The following is a 23388-nucleotide window of genomic DNA, read 5'->3' on the forward strand; positions in this document are numbered from 1 at the left end:
GGACACAGTTTGAAATAGTCACCCGGTTGAATACCCCGGTGCAGCACCTTATATACCCCGCAGTACGCTACATCTTTAGCTTGAGGAGATTTCTACAACCATGATGCGCATCCTGCTGTTCTTGGCCACTAACCTGGCGGTCGTGCTGATTGCCAGCATCACCCTGAGCCTTTTCGGCTTCAACGGGTTCATGGCGGCCAATGGGGTTGATCTCAACCTCAATCAGCTGCTGATTTTCTGTGCGGTCTTTGGTTTCGCCGGTTCCCTGTTCTCGCTGTTCATCTCCAAGTGGATGGCGAAGATGAGCACCAGCACCCAGATCATCACCCAGCCACGTACCCGTCACGAGCAATGGCTGCTGCAAACCGTCGAGCAACTGTCCCGCGAAGCCGGGATCAAGATGCCCGAAGTCGGTATCTTCCCGGCCTACGAGGCGAACGCCTTCGCCACCGGCTGGAACAAGAACGACGCGTTGGTTGCGGTCAGCCAGGGTTTGCTCGAGCGCTTCTCGCCGGATGAAGTGAAAGCCGTCCTGGCCCACGAAATCGGCCACGTAGCCAATGGCGACATGGTTACCCTGGCATTGATCCAGGGCGTGGTGAACACCTTCGTGATGTTCTTCGCACGAATCATCGGCAATTTCGTCGACAAGGTGATCTTCAAGAACGAAGAAGGCCAAGGCATTGCCTACTACGTGGCAACCATCTTCGCCGAACTTGTTCTCGGCATCCTGGCCAGCGCCATCGTCATGTGGTTCTCGCGCAAGCGCGAATTCCGTGCCGACGAAGCCGGTGCAAACCTGGCCGGCACCGCCGCGATGATTGGCGCCCTGCAACGCCTGCGGGCGGAACAAGGCCTGCCGGTGCACATGCCCGACACCCTGAACGCCTTCGGCATTAACGGTGGCATCAAGCAAGGGTTCGCCCGCATGTTCATGAGCCACCCGCCACTGGAAGAGCGTATCGACGCTCTGGCTCGTCGTCGGGGCTAAGAGACTTCACAGCAAAAATGAAAAGGCCCGCAGCGATGCGGGCCTTTTTTTGCGTGTTCAAAAGCTTCAGTGCTTTTCAGGGCCTCTTCGCGGGCAAGCCCGCTCCCACAAGGAATCGCGGTCAAATGTGGGAGCGGCGGTGCGACGATTCGACTTGCTCGCGAAGAGGCCAGTACTGCTAACCGTTCCTACCGACTGGAAACCCGATACACACGCTCCTCCAGCCGCGTGACACCCGCCTCCAGGAATTTCCCGCTCTCGCTCAACACATCCTGATCTTCCAGGATCTTCAGCGCCCATGAGTCCCCGAACAACCGTCGCACCTCTTCATCGAGTACGGCAAACGGCGGACCGGGCATTTGCGCCTGGTCGTAATCCAGGGTAATCATCAGGCCAAGGGACTCCTTCGGCAGAATCCGCTTCAAATGGGCGGCGTAGCGCTCGCGCATTTGCGCCGGCAACGCGATCAACGCCGCGCGATCATAAAGCGCGGAGCAATCGGCAACGTCGCCTGCCGTCAGCTCGAAGAAATCGCCGCACCACAGCTCAATGGAACCTGCCCGATAAACCTTGAACGGCCCCTGCTCGCTAACGGCCGGATCAAAGCCATGTTCGCTGAAAAACTCCTCGACGGCTTTTTCCGACAGTTCGACTCCCAAGACCTCATGGCCTTGATGGGCGAGCCATAGCAGATCCAGGCTTTTTCCACATAACGGCACCAGCACGCGCGCGCCTTCTTCAAGGCTCAACGCTGGCCAGAACCGTTTCAGATAAGGGTTCACCTGTGGCAGGTGAAAGCCGATCTGGTTCGCCGCCCACTTCTTGTGCCAAAACTCCGGCTGCATAAATAACCCCGAAAATTCGATCAAAACACCCTAAAACTTATATTAGATTTAGATTAATGATCTGACTGAAGATGTTGCATCTTAACTCTCAGGAGCTCATTCATGTTCCCCAGCCTGTACATATCCCACGGCTCCCCCATGCTCGCCCTGGAACCCGGCGCCAGCGGGCCGGCACTCGCCCGCCTGGCCGCCGAATTACCGAAGCCCAAGGCCATTGTGATTGTTTCCGCACACTGGGAAAGCAATGAGCTGCTGGTCAGCGGCAATCCACAACCGGAAACCTGGCATGACTTCGGTGGCTTTCCCAAAGCCCTGTTCGAAGTCCAGTACCCGGCTCCCGGCGACCCACGACTCGCCGCAGAGGTTGCCGAATTACTGAAAACCGCTGGCTTTGCAGCACGTATCGACAGCAATCGACCTTTCGACCATGGCGTCTGGGTGCCTTTATCGCTGATGTACCCGCAGGCAGACATCCCGATTGTCCAGGTTTCATTGCCCACCCGTGGCGGTCCCGCCCTGCAGACCCGTGTTGGTCACGCGCTGGCCAGCCTGCGCGAGCATGGCGTGCTGCTGATCGGCTCCGGCAGCATCACTCACAACCTGCCGGAACTGGACTGGCATGCCGGCCCCGAGAGCGTTGAACCCTGGGCCCGGGCATTTCGCGACTGGATGATCGAAAAACTCGCCGCGAACGACGAAGACGCGCTGCACGACTATCGCGCGCAGGCGCCAAACGCTGTACGCAATCATCCGAGTGATGAGCACTTGTTGCCGTTGTATTTTGCCCGCGCTGCCGGGGGGCCGTTCAGCGTTGCCCATCAGGGGTTCACCATGGGGGCATTGGGCATGGACATCTATCGCTTCGGTTAGCCAATAAGGCAAAAGATCGTCCGAACGCGGCCCGAGCCTTCGGCAGCTCCTACGGAGGAATGTGACCCCATGTAGGAGCTGCCGCAGGCTGCGATCTTTTTTACAGGCATAAAAAATCCCCGAACCAGTCGGGGATTTTTCATGTTCGATCAATCAGCCCGAGAGCGGATCAATCTTCGCGGTAGCGACGCAGCTTCAACTGCTTGCCGGCAACGCGAGTGTCCTTCAGCTTGGTCAGCAACTTCTCCAGACCATCTTCCGGCAACTCGACGAGGCTGAAGCTGTCACGCACCTGGATGCGACCGATCGCTTCACGCGCCAGGCCACCTTCGTTGAGGATGGCGCCCAGCAGGTTCTTGGCAGCGATACCATCACGCGCGCCCAGCGCGGTACGGCAACGTGCACGGCCTTCGCCCAGTGGCATCGGAGCACGACGCTCGCGGTCGCCACGCTCAGGACGATCACCGGAACGCTCTGGACGATCGCCACGCGGTGCATTGTTCGGCACCAGTGGACGTTCTTTCTCGATAGCGGCCAGGTTCAGCGCTTGACCGTTGGTTGCCTTGCGCAGCAGGGCTGCGGCCAGGGCACGCGGGCTGCAACCGATGTCGGCGGTCAGGCGATCAAGCAGATCACCGTGAGTCGATTCGGCCTCGGCCACCAGCGGCGACAGGCTGTTGGTCAGTTTCTTGATGCGCGCATCCAGAACGGCTTGAGCGTCCGGCAGACGAACTTCAGCAACCTTTTGACCGGTTACACGCTCGATCACTTGCAGCATGCGGCGCTCACGCGGAGTCACCAGCAGCAGCGCACGACCTTCGCGACCGGCACGGCCGGTACGGCCGATACGGTGAACGTAGGACTCCGGGTCGTACGGCATGTCAACGTTGAACACGTGAGTGATGCGCGGAACGTCCAGGCCACGAGCAGCAACGTCGGTCGCCACAACGATGTCCAGACGGCCATCCTTGAGGGAATCGATCACGCGCTCACGCTGGTTCTGGGCGATGTCACCGTTCAGCGCAGCGGCTTTGTAGCCTTTGGCTTCCAGGGCACTGGCCAGATCCAGGGTCGCTTGCTTGGTACGCACGAACATGATCAGGGCGTCGAAATCTTCCACTTCCAGCAAGCTGAGAACGGCCGAAGTCTTCTGGTCAGCGTGAACCAGCAGGTGAGCCTGCTCGATCGCGGTAACGGTCTGGGTCTTGGTCTGGATCTTCACGTGTTGCGGATCGCGCAGGTGGCGTTCGGCAATGGCGCGGATCGACTGCGGCAAGGTGGCCGAGAACAATACGGTCTGACGGGTTGCAGGCAGAGCCTTGAAGATAACTTCCAGGTCGTCCATGAAACCCAGCTTGAGCATTTCGTCGGCTTCGTCGAGAACCAGGTGGTTCACGGTCGCCAGTACTTTTTCGTCGCGACGCAGGTGGTCGCACAGACGGCCCGGAGTGGCGACAACGATCTGTGCGCCATTACGGATTGCTTTCAGCTGTGGGCCCATCGGCGCGCCGCCGTAGACAGCCACAACAGTTACGCCCGGCATTTGCTTGGCGTAGGTTTCGAAAGCGGTTGCAACTTGTAGCGCCAACTCACGAGTTGGTGCCAGGATCAGGGCTTGCGGTTCGCGCTTTGCAGGATCGATGCGATGCAGGATTGGCAGGGCGAACGCAGCGGTTTTACCCGTACCGGTTTGCGCCTGACCAATCATGTCGTGACCGGCCATGATGATCGGGATCGATTGCTGCTGAATAGCCGATGGCTCTTCGTAGCCAGTCGCGGTGACGGCTGCAAGAATATTCGGATTAAGATTAAAAGCGGCGAAGCCGCCGGTTTCCTGGGTCATGGGTCTGCCTCTAAGTGCATCCGCAAAGACCCATGCTCCAAAGCTGCGCGTGCCGTGTTGAGACTCAAGAGTCGCCCTGGCAGCTTTGTCGGCGGGGATTTGCGAAAACGAATGAATGAAAAGAATCGTCAAGGGAGAGTCCGCAGTACGGACGTGCAGCCGAAGCTGGCTTCGGGGAATTGCTCTACCTAAACGCGGCCCGGCTAAAGGCCGGCGCGCACTATACCGGAATTTGCCCAAAAAGGGAGCTTTTTTTATCGGAAATCCACCGGATACGCCGTTGTGTCACAGGCTTTGTGAATAATCGGTCAGCCGTCTACTTTTCAAAGGCCCGGCCTTGCGGGTGATGGCGCTAAAACGGTTCACCCTTTGCCGTGCAGACCGCCGGTCCGGCACGCCCTTCCCACCCCGAGGATCGCTCCATGAATCAGCCCAGCTCCAGTCGAGTCAGCCGCGAACGGCATGGCCACGTGTTCCTGATTGGTCTGGACCGGGTGGCCAAGCGCAACGCCTTCGATCTCGACCTGCTCAACGCATTGAGCCTGGCCTATGGCGAGTTCGAAGCCGACAGCGAGGCGCGGGTGGCGGTGGTGTTCGCTCATGGCGAGCACTTCACCGCCGGGCTCGACCTGGTCAATGCCAGCGTCACACTGGCAGATGGCTGGCAGGTTCCGCCCGGCGGCTGTGATCCGTGGGCGGTGTTCGCAGGTCCCAGGGTCAGCAAACCGGTGATCGTCGCCGCCCAAGGCTACTGCCTGACCATCGGCATCGAATTGATGCTGGCCGCCGACATCAACCTGTGCGCCAGCAATACCCGGTTTGCACAAATGGAAGTGCAACGGGGAATCTTCCCGTTCGGCGGTGCGACCCTGCGCCTGCATCAAGTCGCCGGTTGGGGGAACGCCATGCGCTGGTTGTTGACCGGTGACGAATTCGACGCCCGTGATGCCTTGCACCTGGGTCTGGTGCAGGAGGTCATGGCCAGCGAGGACTTGCTGCCCCGGGCGATTGAACTGGCCGAACGGATCGCCCGCCAGGCACCGCTTGGGGTTCAGGCGACACTGATGTCGGCGCGACAGGCCCGATATGAAGGGGAAACCGCGGCGGCAAAGGCGTTGCCGCTGCTGGTCAAGAAGTTGATGGCCAGCGAGGACGTCAAGGAAGGTGTGCGGTCGATGGTGGAGCGGCGGCCCGGAGTGTTCAAAGGTTGCTGAAAATCTGCGTAGGAGCTGCCGAAGGCTGCGATCTTTTGATCTTCAAAGATCGCAGCCTTCGGCAGCTCCTACAGGGGAATCTGTGCTCCTCAGGTGGCCGGGCGAATGCACTTGATCAACGAGTCCAGCGAATACCCCAACCGCGGCGCCAGCCCTTCGGCGCGGGCGATCAGGCCGTCCATGTCCAGTTCCTGGTCCAGCTCCGACGGCACGATCAGAATCACGTTGCCCTCCTTCACCGGCAGCTCCCAGTAATGTCGGTGGTATAAACCGCGCAACAAGGCGGCGCCCAGGGGTTTGCCATCGTCGGTAGCCCACTGATTGATGACCAGCCAGCCCCCCGGATTCAATCGCTTCTGGCAGTTTTCCAGAAAGCTCCAGGCCAGATGACCGACACCCGGCCCGACGTCGGTATAAAGGTCGACGAAAATCAGGTCCGCCGACTCAGCGGTGTCCAGCAGCTCCAGCGCATCGCCAACACGGATGTACAGGCGCGGATCGTCATCCAGCCCCAGATATTCAATGGCCAGGCGCGGTACATCCGGGCGCAGTTCGATGGCTTCGACATCTTCCAGCGGCAGAAACTTGAGGCAAGCCTGAGTCAGCGTCCCGGCGCCGAGGCCGAGAAACAGCGCACTTTCCGGTTGCTGGTGGCACAGCGCTCCGATCAGCATCGCCCGGGTGTAGTCGTACTCGAGCCAGCTCGGGTCGGCCGTGAACACGCAGCTTTGCTCGATGGCATCACCGAACTCGAGAAAACGGTAATCGGCCACTTCCAGCACGCGAATCACGCCGAACTCGTCCTGTACCTCGGCGAGCAGATGCTCGACGCGCTCCTCAGTCATTTCATCTCCTGATCGTCACCGGGGCCGGCAACGCAATAACACCGCGCGTGGAGAGCGGCAAAGGCGAGATTGTCGGCGAAGCGACGGGAACAGGTCACGCACTAATTTGCTGATAACATGGACGTCCGAGCGAAAACACTAGAGACCGTGATGAGCCAACCCTGGAGCCCTGACAGCTGGCGCGCCCTGCCGATCCAGCAACAACCCCGATACCCCGACGCCGCGCATTTGCAGCAGGTCGAGCAGACCTTGGCCAGCTATCCGCCGCTGGTGTTTGCCGGCGAAGCCCGGGAGTTACGCCGTCAGTTTGCCGAGGTGACCCAGGGCCGCGCGTTTCTGTTGCAGGGTGGTGACTGCGCCGAAAGCTTCGCCGAGTTCTCCGCGGCGAAAATCCGCGACACCTTCAAGGTGTTGTTGCAGATGGCAATCGTGATGACCTTTGCCGCCGGCTGCCCGGTAGTCAAGGTCGGGCGCATGGCCGGGCAGTTCGCCAAACCCCGTTCGGCCAATGACGAAACCATCGATGGCGTGACCTTGCCCGCCTACCGTGGCGACATCGTCAACGGCATCGGCTTCGACGAAAAAAGCCGCGTGCCGGATCCGGAGCGCTTGCTGCAGTCCTACCACCAGTCCACCGCGACCCTGAACCTGTTGCGCGCCTTCGCCCAAGGCGGTTTCGCCGACCTGCACCAGGTGCACAAGTGGAACCTGGACTTCATCGCCAACTCGGCGCTGGCCGAGAAGTACAGCCACCTGGCCGATCGCATCGATGAAACCCTGGCGTTCATGCGCGCCTGCGGCATGGACACCTCGCCGCAGTTGCGCGAAACCAGTTTCTTCACCGCCCACGAAGCGCTGTTGCTGAACTACGAAGAAGCCTTCGTGCGTCGCGACAGCCTGACCAACGATTACTACGACTGCTCGGCCCACATGCTGTGGATCGGTGACCGCACCCGCCAGCTCGACGGTGCCCACGTCGAATTCCTGCGCGGGGTGAACAACCCGATCGGGGTCAAGGTCGGCCCGAGCATGAACCCCGACGACCTGATTCGCTTGATCGATGTGCTCAACCCGGACAACGACCCGGGCCGCCTGAACCTGATCGCGCGGATGGGCGCTAACAAGGTCGGTGATCACTTGCCGCAGCTGATCCGCGCCGTCCAGCGTGAAGGCAAGCAGGTGCTGTGGAGTTCCGACCCGATGCACGGCAATACCATCAAAGCCAGCAGCGGCTACAAGACCCGCGACTTCGCGCAGATCCTTGGGGAGGTGAAGCAGTTCTTCCAGGTGCACGAAGCCGAAGGCAGTTATGCCGGTGGTATCCACATCGAGATGACCGGGCAGAACGTGACCGAGTGCATCGGTGGCGCGCGGCCGATTACCGAGGATGGCTTGTCGGATCGCTACCACACCCATTGCGATCCGCGGATGAATGCCGATCAGTCGCTGGAACTGGCGTTTTTGATTGCTGAGACACTGAAGCAGGTTCGACGCTAGATTTTGCTTGTCTGATAGACCGCCATCGCGAGCAAGCTCGCTCCCACAAGGGTCCGCGTTCGCCCAAACAACTCGGTCAACTGTGGGAGCGAGCTTGCTCGCGATGACGTCAGATCAAACACCGCCAATTTGTGTGAATGCCTCCCGCAACCTTGCCGCACTCGCCCGCGGGCAATTGAGCTGAACCTGCGCCAGCCCAAGCCAATCCGCCATCTGCCGCAGATTGACCGCCAACGCCAGCATCCCTTCCTCATCCAGCCCCGCGTCCTCTTCATGCACCGCATGCACTGCCAGACGGCCCGCAGCCCGTTCCGCGCGAAGATCCACCCGTGCTGCAATCCGTTCGTTGTGCAAAAACGGCAGGACGTAATAGCCGTACACTCGCTTGTCTTGCGGTGTGTAGATCTCCAGCCGATAGCGAAAATCAAACAGCCGCTCGGTCCGGCTGCGCTCCCAGATCAGCGAATCGAACGGTGAGAGCAATGCACTGGCGACGACTTTGCGCGGCACTTTCGGCTCGGGCAGACAATAGGCCGGTTGCCGCCAGCCCTGGACTTCGCAGGTCAGCAATTCCCCGGCCTCGACCAACTCGGCCAAACGTGGACGACTGTCCCCAGGGTTCAAGCGGAAATAGTCACGCAAGTCTTTCTCCGTACCGACTCCCAAGGCCGTTACCGCATGCCGCAACAGGCCGCGCTGGGCCTCGCCTTCACTCAGGATGGGGTGCGCAAGCACCGCCCGGGGAATCACCCGCTCCGGCAGATCGTAGAGCCTTTCGAATCCGCGCCGTCCGGCAACGGTCAATTCACCGGCAGCGAACAACCATTCCAGCGCATGCTTTTCCGCACTCCAGTCCCACCAGAAGCCGGCCCGCTCCTGACGGGTCGACAGACTTGCGGCCCCCAACGCGCCCTGCTCCTCGACCGAAGCCAGCACCCGGCGAATGGTGTCCTGCTGTTCACGGCCAAAGCGCGCCAATTGCTGATAGATGTCTTCGCCACGGCTCGCACGCTGCATGCGCCAACGCATCAAGGGGTACATGGAAAGTGGCAACAACGAGGCTTCATGGCCCCAATACTCGAACAACGTACGGCGCCGGCCCTGGCTCCAGGCAGCCTGGTCGAGCAAATCGGATGAGTAATTGCCGAGGCGGGAAAACAGCGGAAGGTAGTGCGAACGCACCAATGCATTGACCGAATCGATCTGCAGAATGCCCAGCCGTTCGATCAGGCGATTGAGCGCAACTGCCTTGATCGCCGCTGACGACGACCGCCCGTTGAACCCTTGGGCGGCCAGCGCCAGACGCCGAGCCTGTTTGAGGGTAAAGGACAACGTTGCGGGCATGGGTGCCTCCTTGTCTGCTCGCAACCTACCTCACCGGTAAGGGGTTTGTGTAGCGTGGCATTCATCATTTATGCATCGGGTCATTCCAGAACGGCTTGATCGACTCGTTCTCCACATCCGCACGGCTCATGCCGATGTCCTTGAGTGCTTCGTCGCTCAAGCTCGCCAGCAGTTCGCGCTCGCGATGCAGTTCGTACCAGCGGCCGACCTTGTGCAGCAGATCGGATATCACGTGAATCGAGTGTTTTTCTGATCCCTGGAACTCGTGTTGACCTTTCATCTTGTTGCCCTCCGTTTGGATGGATCCAGTCTCGCGCCGGGTCTAAGATCAATCCAACGAATGTTTCTGATGTCACATATCTCGGAGATTGATGGATGTCCGCCTACCCGAGTATCGATACCGAAGTGTTGCGCACCTTCGTCGCCATCGCCGACCAGGGCGGCTTTACCCGCGCCGGCGAAATCGTCAACCGCACCCAGTCTGCCGTCAGCATGCAGATGAAACGCCTGGAAGAAGATGTGCTGCAGCGCCAGTTGTTCCAGCGCGACGGGCGGCAGGTGCGACTGACGGCCGAAGGCCAGGTGTTGCTCGGCTATGCACGACGCATCCTCAAGCTGCACAGTGAGGTCTTCAATACCTTGCGTGAGCCCGACATGGTCGGCACCGTGCGCATCGGCACGCCGGACGATTATGTGATGCGGTTCCTCCCGGGGATCTTGCGCCGGTTTGCCCAGTCTTACCCGCTGATTCAGATAGAAGTGCACTGCGAATCATCTAAACAACTGCTGATGCGCCAGGATCTCGACCTGTCCATCGTGACCCGCGAACCGGGCAGCGAAATCGGCCAGTTGTTGCGCAAGGAACGTTTTGTCTGGGCCCAAGCGCAATGCTACAGCGCTCATGAGCAGACACCGCTGCCGCTGGCGATGTTCAACAGTGATTGCTTCTGCCGACTGTGGGCCTGCAATGCCCTGGATGCCCGGGGGCGCGATTACCGGGTGGCGTACAACAGCGACAGCCTGTCGGCGATCATGGCGGTGGTCAGCGCCGGCCTGGCCGTCACGGCACAACTTGAAAGCCTGATCACCGCTGACATGCGCATCCTCGGTGAGGCCGAGGACCTGCCGCTGCTGCCCGAGGCCAGCATCATGCTCGTGCGCAACCTGCATAACCCGTCGCCCATCACCGAGTGCCTGGCCGAGCACATCGTCGAAGGCTTCAAACTTTGAAGGCGAGCATCACCGCACAGAACACCAGGAACCCGCAAAACAGCCCACGCAGCAGCCGCTCGGGCAAAGCGTGGGCAACCTTCACCCCCCAACTGATACTCATCAACCCACCGACCGCCAAAGGTAAGCCGATCACCCAGCTGACCTGATGGTGCGCGGCGTAAGTCACCAGCGTCACCCCTGTACTCGGCAAGGCAAGCGCCAACGACAACCCCTGTGCAACCACCTGGCTGGTGCCGAACAGACTGGTCAGCACCGGCGTCGCCACCACCGCGCCCCCCACGCCGAACAACCCGCCCATCGTGCCGGATGCAGCGCCAAGCACGCCCAGCCAGGGCCATGAGTAGTTCATCTGCGAGGTCGCCGGAGCGCTGGCGGCGAACATGCGAACAAGGTTGTACGCCGACAGCGCGATCAGGAATGCGACAAAACCAATGCGCATGGTTTGCGCATCAATGCCCACCGCCCAGATCGACCCGAGCCAGGCGAAGCAGAACCCCATGATGGCCAGCGGTAGCGCGTGGCGCAGTTCGATCCGGTTGCGCTGATGATAGCGCCACAGCGCCAGCATCACGTTCGGCACCACCATCACCAGCGCCGTGCCTTGGGCTATCTGCTGATCGAGCCCGAACAGCACGCCCAGCAGCGGAATGGCGATCAGTCCGCCGCCGATGCCAAACAACCCGCCGAGCGTGCCCAACGCCGCGCCGAACACCAGATACATCAAGAACTCAATCACAGTATTTTCCCCGTTGCCGTCAGGCCTTTGATCCTACGCAGTTGCTGCTGGCGCGGAAACGCACAGCAACGCACAATGGCTGTGCCAAATTCGCACAAGCGCAAACCTGCCATGAACCCCAATCAGCTGACCGACCAACTGGCCTTGTTCCTCGATGTACTGGAAACCGGCAGTTTTTCCGCCGCCTCGCGCCGCCATCCGCTGACCCCTTCGGCCGTGGCACGGCGTATCGACAGCCTGGAAAGCGCAGTCGGCAGTCAACTGTTCCTGCGCAGCACCCATGCGGTACGCGCCACCCCGGCGGGATTGGCCTTTGCCGAGCGCGCACGGCGGATCGTCGCCGAATTGCGCCTGGCCCGGGCCGAGGCCGTGTCCCTGAGCAGCGCGCCGGAAGGCCTGATTCGTATCGATGCGCCGGCAGCCTTTGGGCGCCGGCACCTGGCACCGGTGATTGCCGATTTCCTGATGCTCTACCCCGGGCTCGATGTACAACTGCACCTGATCGACAGCTTCGTCGATATGCAGGGCCTGAACCTCGGCAAGGTCGATCTGGTATTGCGTGCCGGGCAATTGGCCGACACCCGGCTGGTAGCCACGCCCCTGGCGAGCATGGTGCGTATCGCCTGCGCCAGCCCTGATTATTTGCGGCGTCGCGGCGTGCCGAGCGAGCCGTCACAGCTGATTGAACACGACGGGCTTGACTGGGATGGCCTGGCTCCCCCCTTCGCCTGGCGTTTCGAGCGCGGCGGGCAAATGCAGTTGCACCGGCCGGCGCGGATCCGCATGAGCGCCAACAATGCCGAGGCGCTGGTGTGCGGCGCATTGGCCGGACTGGGTATCGCGCATCTGCCGACCTGGCTGGCCAGCGAGTACCTGTTGCGCGGTGAGTTGCTGCCGCTGTTCTGCGACAGCGGCCTGCCGAAACCGGAAAGCGCCGGCATCTATGCCTTGCGCCTGGAACAGCAGCCCAACTCCCGCAGTCGCTTGTTGCTGGAGTACCTGAAAACCCGTTTCAGCCCCGTTCCGCCCTGGGATCTGGTGCTGCAAACCCATTTGCAGTTGCACTGATCAAAATTATCTGGCGCATTAAAGATTCGCCCGCTAGATTCTTCAGATCACAGATCAAGGCTTCGACATGACCACCGAGCGCAACACCCCGGACAACTGCGACAACCTGCTGCTGGACAATCAGGCCTGCTTCGCCCTGCATTCCACTTCGCTGATGATGACCAAGGTCTACAAACCCTTGCTGCAAGCGCTGGGCCTGACCTATCCGCAATACCTGGCGATGATGGTGCTATGGGAAAGGGACGGTTTGACCGTAGGTGAAATCAGCACGCGGTTGCTGACCGATCCTGGATCGTTGACGCCGCTGCTCAAGCGCCTGGAAGCCGAAGGCCTGCTCAGCCGAACCCGCAGCCGCGAAGACGAGCGGGTGGTGATCGTCGAACTCACCGAACAGGGCCGGGCGTTACGCGACAAGGCCCGCGATGTTCCCCAGTGCATCCTCGGCGCCAGCGGGATGACCGTGGAGCGCCTGCAAAACCTGCAGGCGGAGTTGCAGGAGCTGCGTCGTCACCTGCAAGACAGCCTCTAGTCTCCAATTCACCACAAATCCCCTGTGGGAGCGGGCTTGCTCGCGAAAGCGGTAGATCAGTCGACTCTTGTGTTGACTGAAACACCGCCTTCGCGAGCAAGCCCGCTCCCACATTTGCTTTGTGCTGTCCCACAGAACTCGATTTCCCCTCCGAAAACCGCCCGCATAACCTCCAGTCGCTCTAACTCGATAGTTCCAGCCAATCCTTCTCAACCGTTTGTCTGTCCTGGCAAATTTATTTTATTTTTATCTTGCGCGCTAAATATTTGCGCGATACATTCACCTCGCACTTACTTAGCGCGCAAACATTTAGCGCAAAACAACCAAACCCCGAACGAGGCTTTCACCATGCAAACTCTCTACACCGCAATCGCAACTTCCACTGGCGGCCGTGACGGTCGGGCGGTTTCCAGCGACAACATCCTCGACGTCAAGCTCGCCACGCCGAAAGAGCTCGGCGGTGCCGGCGGCGCAGCCACCAACCCAGAGCAACTGTTCGCTGCCGGCTACTCCGCCTGCTTCATCGGTGCCCTGAAATTCGTGGCCAGCCAGACCAGGCGCAGCATTCCCAACGACGCTTCTATCACCGCCCATGTCGGCATCGGCCAGATCCCTGGCGGCTTCGGCCTGGACATCGACCTGCACATCAGCCTGCCGGGTCTTGAACAAGCCGATGCACAAGCACTGGTCGATGCGGCCCACCAGGTCTGCCCGTACTCCAACGCCACCCGTGGCAACGTCGATGTGCGTCTGCACGTTACCGTCTAACCGCTGATTACCAGGCCCGAACAGGAAACGAACATGAACACTTTCAGCAAAGTCTTGACCGGTACCCTTCTCGCCTTGTCCATCGGGAACGCGATCGCAGGTAACGGGGTTGAACACAACACCCAGGCATTCCTCGACGTACTGAACGCCGGCACCGGCAAACCGATGGAGCAAATGACGCCCGCCGAAGCCCGCGCGGTTCTGGTAGGCGCGCAGTCCGGGGTCAAGCTGACGCTGCCAAAAGCCGATGTCAGCCAGAAGACCATTCAAGTCGACGGCCAACCGATCAGCCTGACCATCGTCCGGCCGGCCGGGGTCAAGGGCGAGTTGCCGGTGTTCATGTTCTTCCACGGCGGTGGCTGGGTGCTGGGGGATTTCCCGACCCACGAGCGGTTGGTGCGTGACCTGGTGACGGGTTCGGGTGCCGCGGCGGTGTTCGTGAACTACACGCCGTCGCCGGAAGCGCATTACCCGGTGGCGATCAACCAGGCTTATGCCGCGACCCGATGGGTGGCCGAGCACGGCAAAGAGATCAATGTCGATGGCCAGCGCCTGGCGGTAGCCGGCAACAGCGTCGGCGGCAACATGGCGGCGGTGGTTGCGCTGATGGCCAAGGACAAGGGCACTCCGGCGATCAGGTTCCAGGTGCTGTTGTGGCCGGTGACTGATGCCAACTTCGAAACCGCGTCCTACAACCAGTTTGCCGAGGGGCACTTCCTCAGCAAAAACATGATGAAGTGGTTCTGGGACAACTACACCACCGATGCCAAGCAGCGCAACGAGATCTACGCCTCGCCACTGCGCGCGACCACCGCCCAGTTGAAAGGACTGCCTCCAGCGCTGGTTCAAACCGCCGGAGCCGACGTATTGCGCGACGAAGGCGAAGCCTATGCCCGCAAACTCGATGAAGCCGGAGTGCCGGTGACCTCGGTTCGCTACAACGGCCTGATCCACGACTACGGTTTGCTCAACGTGGTGAGCCAGGTGCCAGCGGTGCGTTCGGCGATGTTGCAGGCGTCTGAAGAGCTCAAGCAACACCTGAAGAAATAACGCAGAACAACATGTGGGGGTCAACGCAGATTCTGCAGGCACAAAAAAGCCCGACTCAATGGTCGGGCTTTTTCATTCCTGAAGCTGTGCTTATTTGGCACGGCCTTTGTAGGAACCGCCTTCGCGGGTATCGATCTCGATCATGTCGCCGATTTCGATGAAGTCAGCAACCGACAGCTCGGTACCGTTCTTCAGTTTGGCAGGCTTCATTACCTTGCCGGAAGTGTCGCCGCGAGCGGAACCTTCGGTGTAGTCAACCTGACGCACGATGGTGGTCGGCAGTTCTACGGAAACCAGACGCTCTTCGAAGAAGATCGCTTCGCAAACATCGGTCATGCCTTCTTCAACGAAAGGCAGAACGGCTTCGATGTCTTCAGCGTTCAGCTCGTACATGGTGTAGTCGGTGGTGTCCATGAACGTGTAGGTGTCGCCGCTGATGAAGGACAGGGTCGCTTCTTTGCGGTCGAGGATTACGTCGTCCAGTTTGTCGTCGGCGCTGTAAACGATCTCGGTCTTGTAACCGGTCAGCAGGTTCTTCAGCTTGGTCTTCATGATCGCGCTGTTACGACCGGACTTGGTGAATTCAGCTTTCTGAACCAGCCAAGGATCGTTTTCGAGACGAATCACGGTCCCGGGTTTCAGTTCTTTACCAGTTTTCATTGCGAATATCCGAATTTGGATGGGATTTACAAAAATCTAGGCCGCGTATCATATCCAATTTCCATAAAACTGTACCAGCGCCGTGGCAAGATCGGCCTGCAAGGCCTGTTCCTGACACCACGCCTCAGCGTGTTTTTCCAGCTCTGGCCAGTGTTTACGGGTTAATTGCCAGTGGTCGGCTATTTTTTCACCAGCGTTCCACGCCCGCCAGAGACCGCTGATCGCCTCCCGCGCGGGCGCAGATAACCCTTTTACATAAAGTTCAAGGAAGGCTTCGAGCTTGTCCAGGTGGATGTCTTCTTCCTGCCGATAGATGTGCCAGAGAAATGGCCGGCCGGCCCATTGGGCGCGCACAAAGGAGTCTTCGCCGCGCACGGCATTGAAATCGCAGCACCACAGTAACCGGTCGTATTGGTCCTGGCGGACGAATGGCAGCACCTGCACGGTCAAGGCGTCGCGCACATGCACGGCACCGGCCGCCAGCCCCTGCACACCGAGCCAACGCTCGACGTCGCCGAGAATCCGCCCTTCCGGCACCAGCAGATGAGTGGCCGTAGAATCGCCAGCCATTGCATCGAGCCAACTGGCCAGACCGCTGTTTTCGTAGGCAAACAATGAGATCAACTGCGCGCCGGGCGCAGGATCAATCCCCATACCTTGCAGGAATTCTCTTTGAGCCTGCAGGTCCTGCTGAAATTGCCGACGCCGTTCCAGCAACCCTCGCTCACGCAGCAGTCCGCCGGTGCCCTTCTGGAATCCAGGGAAGAAAAAGAACTTCTGTACGCTTTTGTACTTCACAGAGGGTAAGCCGTGACAACCGATCACCCAGTCCTCGGCGCTCAGATAGTCGAGGTTCATCCACAGGGGAGGCTTTTCCCGTTCGACCATGGCGTCCATATAGGCGCTCGGCAACTGGCAGGCAAACGCAGCAATCACCACATCGGCGGCTTCGGTCGGCTGCCATTCGGCTGGCCATTGGCGCACATCGACGTCGTGCTGCCATTGCTGCACAGCGTCGATGTCGATTTCCGGGCACAGGCGCTCGAATGCTCGCAGGTCATCGACCCATAGACGCACCGCCAGTCCATGTTCGGTCACCAGTTGCCGGGCCAGTCGCCAGGTCACGCCGATGTCGCCGAAGTTGTCGACCACGGTGCAAAAAATATCCCAGCGGGTTTTCATTTCAGGCATACCAGGTTCCCGTTGGCAAAGGCGCCGATTGTCCGCATAAATTACCCCGTGCAGAAGAGCCGACGGCGATTATTCTTCATGCGACAATCGCTACCCGCCAGTCACCTTTCGCCAGGAGGCAACCATGCCCCACAGCCCCACTCCGCGCCGATCCTTCCCGATCAGCCTTAGCGCCCTGCAACTGACAGGCAGTATCGCCCTTGGCATGTGGCTCGGGTTCATTGCCATTGTGTTGACCTGCTGGCTCGCGTCGCGCCTGCTGTTCAGCGAGCAACTCGCCCCGATCGCGGCAGCGGTAGAGCAACTGGCCCAACCACCCGCAGTGGCTCAACCGCTGCCGAACATTCCGTCACAGAGCCCGCTGTTCGAGCAATATGAAGAAAACCTGCGCAAGAACGAACAGCAGCAACGGCTTGATCAGGCACGCGGCAGCAGTCGCAACCTGGCCAACCCGAACTGTCAGTTCTGGCTGCAACAGGACCGGACTGCACCCAGCGAAAAAAGCCGCGCCAACGTCCTGCAATTCTGCGATTGATCATGAATAAGCAAACCGTCCACCAACTGATTCTCGACAAGCTGCGGATCGATCTCGACATCGCCGAGCGCGCCGCGCAAACCGCCTACGAAACGGCAACCCACGAAGAAAACATCGCCGAGAACAAGTACGACACCCTGGGGCTGGAAGCGTCCTATCTCGCGGCCGGGCAGGCCAGGCGGGTCGAGGAAATTCGCCAGTCACTGAGCCTCTGCCAGAACCTGGCCCTGCGCCCGTATGACGATCAGCGGGGCATCGAAGTGGGCGCGCTGCTGGGGCTGGAGGACGAAAAGGGGCGCGAACAATGGCTGTTTCTGGCCCCCGATGCAGCCGGGCTGAAGGTCGACCTGGTGGGGCAACTGATTACCGTCATCACCCCGCGCTCACCGCTGGGCAAAAGCCTGCTGGGCAAGTTCGAGGGCGATGAGGTGGAGATCATGGTGGCAGGCGCTCGGCAACAGTTCGCTGTCACCGAGGTGGTTTGACCGGCAGAAACGCTGTCAGTGAACGGGCAGTTCTACGCCTTCGAACAGCTCTTCCAGCTCTTGCTTATTGTGGCACTGAATGGCCTTGGCCATGACTTCGCGGGTCAGGTGCGGCGCAAACTTCTCGATGAAGTCGCACATGAAACCCCGCAGGAAGGTGCCGCGACGGAAGCCGATCTTGGTCACGCTGGACTCGAACAGTTCGCTGGCATCGAGTACCACCAGGTCGCTGTCGAGCTTGGTATCGACAGCCATTTTCGCCACGATGCCCACGCCCAGACCCAGGCGAACATAGGTTTTGATCACGTCGGCGTCGGCGGCGGTGAACACCACTTTCGGCGTCAGGCCGCGATGGCTGAAGGCTTCGTCGAGTTTCGAACGGCCGGTAAAACCGAACACGTACGTCACGATCGGGTATTCGGCCAGGGCTTCGAGGGTCAGTTTCGACAGTTTGGTCAGCGGGTGGCCCTGAGGCACGACCACGCAACGGTTCCAGCGGTAGCACGGCATCATCACCAGATCACCGAACAGCTCGAGCGCTTCGGTGGCAATGGCGAAATCCACGGTGCCGTCAGCCGCCATTTCGGCGATTTGCATCGGCGATCCCTGGTGCATGTGCAGGGCAACGTCCGGGTATTGCTTGATGAAATTGCTGATTACCGGCGGCAATGCATAACGCGCCTGGGTGTGAGTGGTGGCAATCGACAGGGTGCCTTTCTTCTCGTTGGAGAATTCCTGGGCGATCTGCTTGATGCTTTCAACCTTGCGCAGAATCTCGCCAGCAGTGGTGATGATGCGCTCGCCGGCCGGGGTAACGCGGGTCAGGTGCTTGCCGCTGCGAGCAAAAACCTCGACGCCCAGTTCGTCTTCCAGCAGACGGATCTGTTTGCTGATGCCGGGTTGAGAGGTGTAAAGGCTTTGGGCTGTAGCGGAAACGTTGAGGTCGTGGTGCGCCACTTCCCAGATGTAGCGCAATTGTTGAAGCTTCATATGAATCCCTCAAAGCAGGTAGACGCCACGGGCATCAGCGACGATATATAACTATATTAATGGCACGAAGAATAAATCTAGAACTTTTTTATCAGATTGCCACTATTCGTGTCCTAGCGGTCCCCTTGGCGACGACGTTGCACCAGCGGCACCAGATAGACCGGCACCTTGGACAGTTGCAACACACGGGCGGCGGTTCGCCCCAAAGGCGTTTCCGCACCGGCACCGTGGCTGTGACTACCTACGATCAACAAATCCACGGAGAGTTTCTGCGCCTGGTCCAGAATCACCTGCGACGGATCGCCCTGCAGCACCCGTACAGCCTGAATCCGCTCCAGATCGTGCTCCCCCTCATCCCCCAACTCCTCACGAAAACTGTCGAGCACCCGCTGCTCGATACTGGCGATCACCGTATTCAGGCCCTGGCTGTGAAACTCGTTCAGCGCCTGTTCATCGAGATAACTTTGCAGCACCGATTCGGCAAACAACCCCATGGGTTCAACCGCATGCACGACATACAAACTGGCATTGAAGGTCCTGGCCAGTTCCAGGGCATGCTGCATCACCACGGGCGCGTACAGGCCAAGGTCAGTGGCATACAGCATCGAACGAATCATATGACCTCCTCGACTGCCAACATGGCGCAGATTTGATTCAGCTTAGCAGTGCCTTGGCGACTGCGGCGTCCGGCGCAACGCATTGAACGGCGGGCTTAAACCTTTTGCTCGTTGCTTATGCCATGGGGCACATGACCGGTGGCGACGACTTCACGGGCCAATTCGCAGTGGCCGGCCTGATCGTCGAAAAACACGTCGGCCGCGAAGGCTTCGAGAAAGGCCGACTTGGTCAGGCCGCCGAGGAACAGCGACTCGTCGAGACGGATGTCCCATTCGCGCAACGTGCGAATGACCCGCTCATGGGCCGGTGCCGATCGTGCCGTGACCAGCGCGGTACGGATCGGACAGGCGTCCTCCGGGAACTCACGTTGCAACAGATTGAGGGCTGCGAGAAAGCCCTTGAACGGCCCTCCGCGCAACGGCTCGCGGGCGGCCTCACGTTCGCTGGCCTGAAAGGCTTCCAGACCACCGGCCTGATAAATGCGCTCCGACTCATCGGAAAACAGCACCGCGTCTCCGTCGAAGGCAATGCGCAACTCGTCGCTGGCCGCACGGCTGGCACCGCCCGACAGAATGGTCGCTGCCGCGAACCCGGCGTCCAGCGCATTGCGCACGTCTTCAGCGTGGGTCGAGAGAAACAGGTCGCAGCCAAAAGCCTTGAGGTAGGGATACGGACTGCGCCCGCCGACAAAGGCCGCGCGGGAAATCGCCAGCCCGTAGTGGTCAATCGAGTTGAACACCCGCAGCCCGGTGTCGGCGCTGTTGCGCGACACCAGAATCACCTCGACCCGGGCGCGGCCGAGGCTGTTGTTGAGGTTCAGGAGTTTCTGCACCAACGGGAAGGCATCGCCGGGCTCGAGGATTTCGTCTTCGTGTTCGATCTGATACTGCCGGTACGCTTCGACGCCACTCGACAGGTAGACCTTGTGGCTTTCGCTCAGGTCGAACAGCGCCCGCGAAGAAATCGCCAGCACCAGCTTGTCGTCAATTGCCTTTGGCATGCCCTTCCCCCTCAGGTCGGTCGACTCAGGTGTTGCGTCGATCAATGAAACTCAAACTGCGATACAAGGCCTCGATGCGTGGCATTTCACACCCGGCTGCCTTCGCCGCCGCCAAAGGCCGGGCGTAAATCGCGGCCAGTTCCAGCGGTCGCTTGTGCAAATAATCGTGGTACATGCTCGGCCAGTAGTCGGGCATTTTCTCGGTCACCATGAACAAATGCTCGGCATACCCTGCCGGTACGTCGTGCCCGCAGGCAACAGCGCCTTGCACCACTTCAGCCATCAGCGCCTTGACCAGCTCGCGGCTGTCGGCATCGGCCATCAACGGTGTAGTGCTCGCCCCCAGCAAAACCGAGAGACCGTTGTAAGGGATATTCCAGACCAGTTTTTGCCAACGCGCCTGATGTAAATTCGCCATGGCCTGGGAATCGAGGCCGGCGCTGCGAAAAAGTCCGACGCCCTCCTCGACAATTGCGCTGCGTGCCGGCCCATCGGCGGGACCGCTGTGATAACCCACATGCACCGCGCCCAGCGCCTGATGGGTAATGACGCCCGGCGCCTCGCGATGGACGCAGATGTAGCACAGCCCTCCGAGCACATGCAGCGAATCGGGGAGCAACGCGCGCAGGCTGTCTTCGACATCCAGTCCGTTTTGCAGCAGCAGTACCTTGGCGTTCGGTGCCGCCGCCTGCAGGATGGCGGGTGCCAGATCGGCGTTGCTGGTGGTTTTCGCCCCCACCAGCAGCCAGTCGCAGGGCGGCATGTCTTCAGCGTTCGAATAAGCCTGCACCGGATTCAGTTTCAGCGCACCGTGGGGCGCGCTATCGACTTGCAACCCGTGCTCGGACACAGCGCAAAACTCGCTGCGCAGCAGAAAATGCACATCAAAACCGGCACGCGCCAGCATCACCCCGTAGAAACCGCCGATTGCGCCGGTCCCGATAATGCCGACCGTCGGCCTGGCAACTGCTCCCATCATGGCAACTCCTCTGCTGTTCGACTCAGCGCCTGGCGCACAGCCCGATTGAGCTCGATGTCGGTCAGGCGCGATTTCAGTGCTCCAAAGAATTCGCCGTCGCGAACGACAAACAGCGCCGGCAAGTGAAAGACCTGATAACGCTCGACCACCCCGCCGTTGTTGCCGGCATCGATCCAGCACAGTCGATCGACTGCCAGGTCGAGTGTCGGCAATTGCTCGCGGGCAAAACGGCAACCGGCGCAGCCGACACTGGTGAAAATAACCAGCGATACACCGCTCATCGCCAGCAGCCGTTGGTCGACGTCAAAATCGGTCAGTTCCAATTCGACCACTATACTGGAGGGAACAATGTCAGATGGCCGACACATGGAGTCTGTGTTCATGGGACGATTCATTCCTCACCCTGACGATGTGCCTGTCGAGTTAACGTTACTGAAACCTGAGTGTATTTCGCGACGACAGCTGCACACTATCAGCCTCGGGGGCATGGCTTGCAATTATCACCGCGCGTGGCGCCACGGCACGGCGCTGGAGGTACGCATGCCGACCGTGAACCCGGACATGCGCTACCTGGGCTATGTGGCCTGGTGCCTGCGACGCAAGCGTGGTTATCTGGTAGGCATCGCTTTCGTCGACGAACAAACGCTGTTCAGCGCCCGAATGGGCGAGCAGGTGTGCCAGATCGAACGCTACTGCCGCCTGCATGACACCCACGAAGACTTGCAGGATATCCAGGCCCTGGCCCTCGAATGGGTCCAGGAGCATGCCGACGAGTTCTCTCACGACTCGGTGCGCAAGGCTTTTGCGCAGCCGGTGCTGGAATAGAGGCATTCTTGATCGATTTGCGCCTCGCGGCAGGGAAACTGACTGCGAAACCCCACCAAACCGGCGTCTGCCCATTGTCGAGCCACGGTGTAACGCGCTAAGGTTCGGCTCCCCGACGCGCTTAATTTGCTGTGCTCCGCCGCGCGGGTTCGCTGGCGGCCGGCACCCGTGACCTGACGAGTAAACGATGGCTGATTTACCGATCAACGACCTAAACGTCGCCTCCAACGAGACTCTGATCACTCCCGATCAGCTCAAGCGCGATATTCCCCTGAGCGACGCCGCACTGCGCACCGTCACCAAGGGCCGCGAAGTCATTCGCAACATTCTGGACGGCACCGACCACCGCCTGTTCGTCGTGATCGGGCCTTGCTCGATCCACGACATCAAGGCCGCCCACGAATATGCCGAGCGCCTGAAGGTGCTCGCTGCCGAAGTGTCCGATACCCTGTATCTGGTCATGCGCGTGTATTTCGAGAAGCCACGTACCACCGTCGGCTGGAAAGGCTTGATCAACGACCCTTACCTGGACGACTCGTTCAAGATCCAGGACGGCTTGCACATCGGTCGCCAGTTGCTGCTGGACCTGGCCGAAAAAGGCCTGCCGACCGCCACCGAAGCCCTCGACCCGATCTCCCCGCAATACTTGCAGGACCTGATCAGCTGGTCGGCCATCGGCGCGCGCACCACCGAATCCCAGACGCACCGTGAAATGGCCTCCGGCCTGTCCTCGGCCGTCGGCTTCAAGAATGGCACCGATGGCGGCCTGACCGTGGCGATCAACGCCCTGCAGTCGGTTTCCAGCCCGCACCGCTTCCTGGGCATCAACCAGGAAGGTGGCGTGTCGATCGTGACCACCAAGGGCAATGCCTACGGTCACGTGGTGCTGCGCGGCGGCAACGGCAAGCCGAACTACGATTCGGTCAGTGTTGCGCTCTGCGAGCAGGCGCTGAACAAGGCGAAGATCAAGCCGAACATCATGGTCGATTGCAGCCACGCCAACTCCAACAAGGATCCGGCCCTGCAACCGCTGGTGATGGAGAACGTCGCCAACCAGATCCTCGAAGGCAACAAGTCGATCATCGGCCTGATGGTAGAAAGCCACCTGAACTGGGGCGCCCAGGCGATCCCGAAAGACCTCGCCGACCTGCAATATGGCGTGTCGATCACCGACGCCTGCATCGACTGGACCGCGACCGAAAACACCTTGCGCAGCATGCATGCCAAGCTCAAGGACGTGCTGCCTAAACGCGATCGCAGCTGATCGCCTGT

General features: G+C 60.2%; 26 protein-coding genes. 13 read left to right on the plus strand and 13 right to left on the minus strand.

The window, feature by feature from the left end; translation table 11 throughout:
• Positions 1-100 precede the first annotated feature (100 nt).
• Positions 101-991 (plus strand): protease HtpX, encoded by an 891-nt coding sequence (gene htpX / locus ACMDB8_RS19775; protein WP_007973520.1) that lies wholly within the window; start codon positions 101-103, stop codon positions 989-991.
• 188 nt (positions 992-1179) lie between these two features.
• On the opposite strand, the gene ACMDB8_RS19780 is transcribed toward htpX, so the two are convergent.
• Complete coding sequence (locus tag ACMDB8_RS19780; protein ID WP_056727099.1) at positions 1180-1836, minus strand: thiopurine S-methyltransferase; 657 nt, start codon at positions 1834-1836, stop codon at positions 1180-1182.
• A 102-nt stretch (positions 1837-1938) separates the two neighbouring features.
• On the opposite strand from ACMDB8_RS19780, the gene ACMDB8_RS19785 reads away from it, so the two are divergent.
• Positions 1939-2706, plus strand: a complete 768-nt coding sequence (locus ACMDB8_RS19785; protein WP_409078905.1) for a DODA-type extradiol aromatic ring-opening family dioxygenase — start codon at positions 1939-1941, stop codon at positions 2704-2706.
• A gap of 169 nt (positions 2707-2875) precedes the next feature.
• Here the strand turns inward: ACMDB8_RS19785 and ACMDB8_RS19790 are convergent, their stop codons facing one another.
• Positions 2876-4549 (minus strand): DEAD/DEAH box helicase, encoded by a 1674-nt coding sequence (locus ACMDB8_RS19790; protein ID WP_034150150.1) that lies wholly within the window; start codon positions 4547-4549, stop codon positions 2876-2878.
• Between the two features lie 422 nt (positions 4550-4971).
• Here ACMDB8_RS19790 and ACMDB8_RS19795 point away from each other — a divergent pair, with 422 nt between their 5' ends.
• Positions 4972-5763: a crotonase/enoyl-CoA hydratase family protein gene (locus tag ACMDB8_RS19795; RefSeq protein WP_056727102.1), complete on the plus strand. Its 792-nt coding sequence runs from the start codon at positions 4972-4974 to the stop codon at positions 5761-5763.
• 89 nt (positions 5764-5852) lie between these two features.
• Here ACMDB8_RS19795 and ACMDB8_RS19800 read toward each other — a convergent pair whose 3' ends face one another.
• Positions 5853-6608, minus strand: a complete 756-nt coding sequence (locus tag ACMDB8_RS19800; protein ID WP_056727103.1) for a spermidine synthase — start codon at positions 6606-6608, stop codon at positions 5853-5855.
• 150 nt (positions 6609-6758) lie between these two features.
• Between ACMDB8_RS19800 and ACMDB8_RS19805 the strand changes: the two genes are divergently transcribed.
• A complete protein-coding gene (locus ACMDB8_RS19805; protein WP_056727104.1) occupies positions 6759-8105 on the plus strand; it encodes a class II 3-deoxy-7-phosphoheptulonate synthase in 1347 nt (448 codons plus the stop codon).
• Between the two features lie 114 nt (positions 8106-8219).
• On the opposite strand, the gene ACMDB8_RS19810 is transcribed toward ACMDB8_RS19805, so the two are convergent.
• Positions 8220-9449, minus strand: coding sequence for a winged helix-turn-helix domain-containing protein (locus ACMDB8_RS19810; RefSeq protein ID WP_409078906.1), 1230 nt, complete (start codon positions 9447-9449; stop codon positions 8220-8222).
• Positions 9450-9513: 64 nt separating this feature from the next.
• Positions 9514-9729: a DUF1127 domain-containing protein gene (locus ACMDB8_RS19815; RefSeq protein WP_008049076.1), complete on the minus strand. Its 216-nt coding sequence runs from the start codon at positions 9727-9729 to the stop codon at positions 9514-9516.
• A gap of 95 nt (positions 9730-9824) precedes the next feature.
• Here ACMDB8_RS19815 and ACMDB8_RS19820 point away from each other — a divergent pair, with 95 nt between their 5' ends.
• Entirely contained in the window at positions 9825-10679 is an 855-nt protein-coding gene (locus ACMDB8_RS19820) for a LysR substrate-binding domain-containing protein (protein ID WP_056727106.1), read from the plus strand.
• Here ACMDB8_RS19820 and ACMDB8_RS19825 read toward each other — a convergent pair.
• Positions 10669-11403: a sulfite exporter TauE/SafE family protein gene (locus tag ACMDB8_RS19825; protein ID WP_056727107.1), complete on the minus strand. Its 735-nt coding sequence runs from the start codon at positions 11401-11403 to the stop codon at positions 10669-10671. The two genes, ACMDB8_RS19820 and ACMDB8_RS19825, sit on opposite strands and share 11 nt — an antisense overlap.
• Before the next feature lie 126 nt (positions 11404-11529).
• Here ACMDB8_RS19825 and ACMDB8_RS19830 point away from each other — a divergent pair, with 126 nt between their 5' ends.
• The 4 genes from ACMDB8_RS19830 to ACMDB8_RS19845 all read left to right on the plus strand — a co-directional run bounded on the left by ACMDB8_RS19830 (position 11530) and on the right by ACMDB8_RS19845 (position 14833).
• A complete protein-coding gene (locus tag ACMDB8_RS19830) occupies positions 11530-12486 on the plus strand; it encodes a LysR family transcriptional regulator (RefSeq protein WP_056727437.1) in 957 nt (318 codons plus the stop codon).
• Between the two features lie 67 nt (positions 12487-12553).
• Positions 12554-13015, plus strand: a complete 462-nt coding sequence (locus ACMDB8_RS19835) for a MarR family winged helix-turn-helix transcriptional regulator (RefSeq protein WP_046043389.1) — start codon at positions 12554-12556, stop codon at positions 13013-13015.
• Between the two features lie 348 nt (positions 13016-13363).
• A complete protein-coding gene (locus ACMDB8_RS19840) occupies positions 13364-13783 on the plus strand; it encodes an organic hydroperoxide resistance protein (RefSeq protein WP_056727109.1) in 420 nt (139 codons plus the stop codon).
• 33 nt (positions 13784-13816) lie between these two features.
• Positions 13817-14833: an alpha/beta hydrolase gene (locus tag ACMDB8_RS19845; protein ID WP_056727110.1), complete on the plus strand. Its 1017-nt coding sequence runs from the start codon at positions 13817-13819 to the stop codon at positions 14831-14833.
• Between the two features lie 90 nt (positions 14834-14923).
• Here ACMDB8_RS19845 and ACMDB8_RS19850 read toward each other — a convergent pair whose 3' ends face one another.
• Together ACMDB8_RS19850 and earP are read right to left on the minus strand one after the other, a co-directional pair.
• The gene (locus ACMDB8_RS19850; protein ID WP_007943632.1) at positions 14924-15493 is read right to left on the minus strand and encodes an elongation factor P; all 570 of its coding nucleotides are present in this window, start codon (positions 15491-15493) and stop codon (positions 14924-14926) included.
• Positions 15494-15541: 48 nt separating this feature from the next.
• A complete protein-coding gene (gene earP, locus ACMDB8_RS19855) occupies positions 15542-16684 on the minus strand; it encodes an elongation factor P maturation arginine rhamnosyltransferase EarP (protein WP_056727111.1) in 1143 nt (380 codons plus the stop codon).
• A gap of 124 nt (positions 16685-16808) precedes the next feature.
• Between earP and ACMDB8_RS19860 the strand changes: the two genes are divergently transcribed.
• Positions 16809-17219: a hypothetical protein gene (locus ACMDB8_RS19860; protein ID WP_223541079.1), complete on the plus strand. Its 411-nt coding sequence runs from the start codon at positions 16809-16811 to the stop codon at positions 17217-17219.
• A 2-nt stretch (positions 17220-17221) separates the two neighbouring features.
• Positions 17222-17704, plus strand: a complete 483-nt coding sequence (locus ACMDB8_RS19865; RefSeq protein ID WP_056727113.1) for a GreA/GreB family elongation factor — start codon at positions 17222-17224, stop codon at positions 17702-17704.
• Between the two features lie 15 nt (positions 17705-17719).
• On the opposite strand, the gene cysB is transcribed toward ACMDB8_RS19865, so the two are convergent.
• The 5 genes from cysB to ACMDB8_RS19890 form a co-directional block, all read right to left on the minus strand.
• Positions 17720-18694, minus strand: coding sequence for an HTH-type transcriptional regulator CysB (gene cysB / locus ACMDB8_RS19870; protein WP_015094029.1), 975 nt, complete (start codon positions 18692-18694; stop codon positions 17720-17722).
• 113 nt (positions 18695-18807) lie between these two features.
• Positions 18808-19311: a universal stress protein gene (locus ACMDB8_RS19875; protein ID WP_056727114.1), complete on the minus strand. Its 504-nt coding sequence runs from the start codon at positions 19309-19311 to the stop codon at positions 18808-18810.
• A gap of 95 nt (positions 19312-19406) precedes the next feature.
• Positions 19407-20312 (minus strand): 5'-nucleotidase, encoded by a 906-nt coding sequence (locus ACMDB8_RS19880; RefSeq protein ID WP_110659447.1) that lies wholly within the window; start codon positions 20310-20312, stop codon positions 19407-19409.
• Between the two features lie 25 nt (positions 20313-20337).
• Positions 20338-21291 (minus strand): putative 2-dehydropantoate 2-reductase, encoded by a 954-nt coding sequence (locus ACMDB8_RS19885; RefSeq protein ID WP_056727116.1) that lies wholly within the window; start codon positions 21289-21291, stop codon positions 20338-20340.
• A complete protein-coding gene (locus ACMDB8_RS19890; protein WP_056727117.1) occupies positions 21288-21674 on the minus strand; it encodes a thioredoxin family protein in 387 nt (128 codons plus the stop codon). Before ACMDB8_RS19890 ends, ACMDB8_RS19885 begins: the two co-directional genes overlap by 4 nt.
• On the opposite strand from ACMDB8_RS19890, the gene ACMDB8_RS19895 reads away from it, so the two are divergent.
• Together ACMDB8_RS19895 and ACMDB8_RS19900 are read left to right on the plus strand one after the other, a co-directional pair.
• Positions 21673-22116: a PilZ domain-containing protein gene (locus tag ACMDB8_RS19895; protein WP_082563014.1), complete on the plus strand. Its 444-nt coding sequence runs from the start codon at positions 21673-21675 to the stop codon at positions 22114-22116. The genes ACMDB8_RS19890 and ACMDB8_RS19895 overlap by 2 nt on opposite strands.
• A 187-nt stretch (positions 22117-22303) precedes the next feature.
• On the plus strand, positions 22304-23380 hold the full coding sequence (locus ACMDB8_RS19900) for a 3-deoxy-7-phosphoheptulonate synthase (RefSeq protein ID WP_007973561.1): 1077 nt from the start codon (positions 22304-22306) through the stop codon (positions 23378-23380).
• The last annotated feature ends 8 nt before the right edge of the window (positions 23381-23388 follow it).

Source organism: Pseudomonas monachiensis, assembly GCF_047345015.1.
Classification (GTDB): Bacteria; Pseudomonadota; Gammaproteobacteria; order Pseudomonadales; family Pseudomonadaceae; genus Aquipseudomonas; species Aquipseudomonas monachiensis.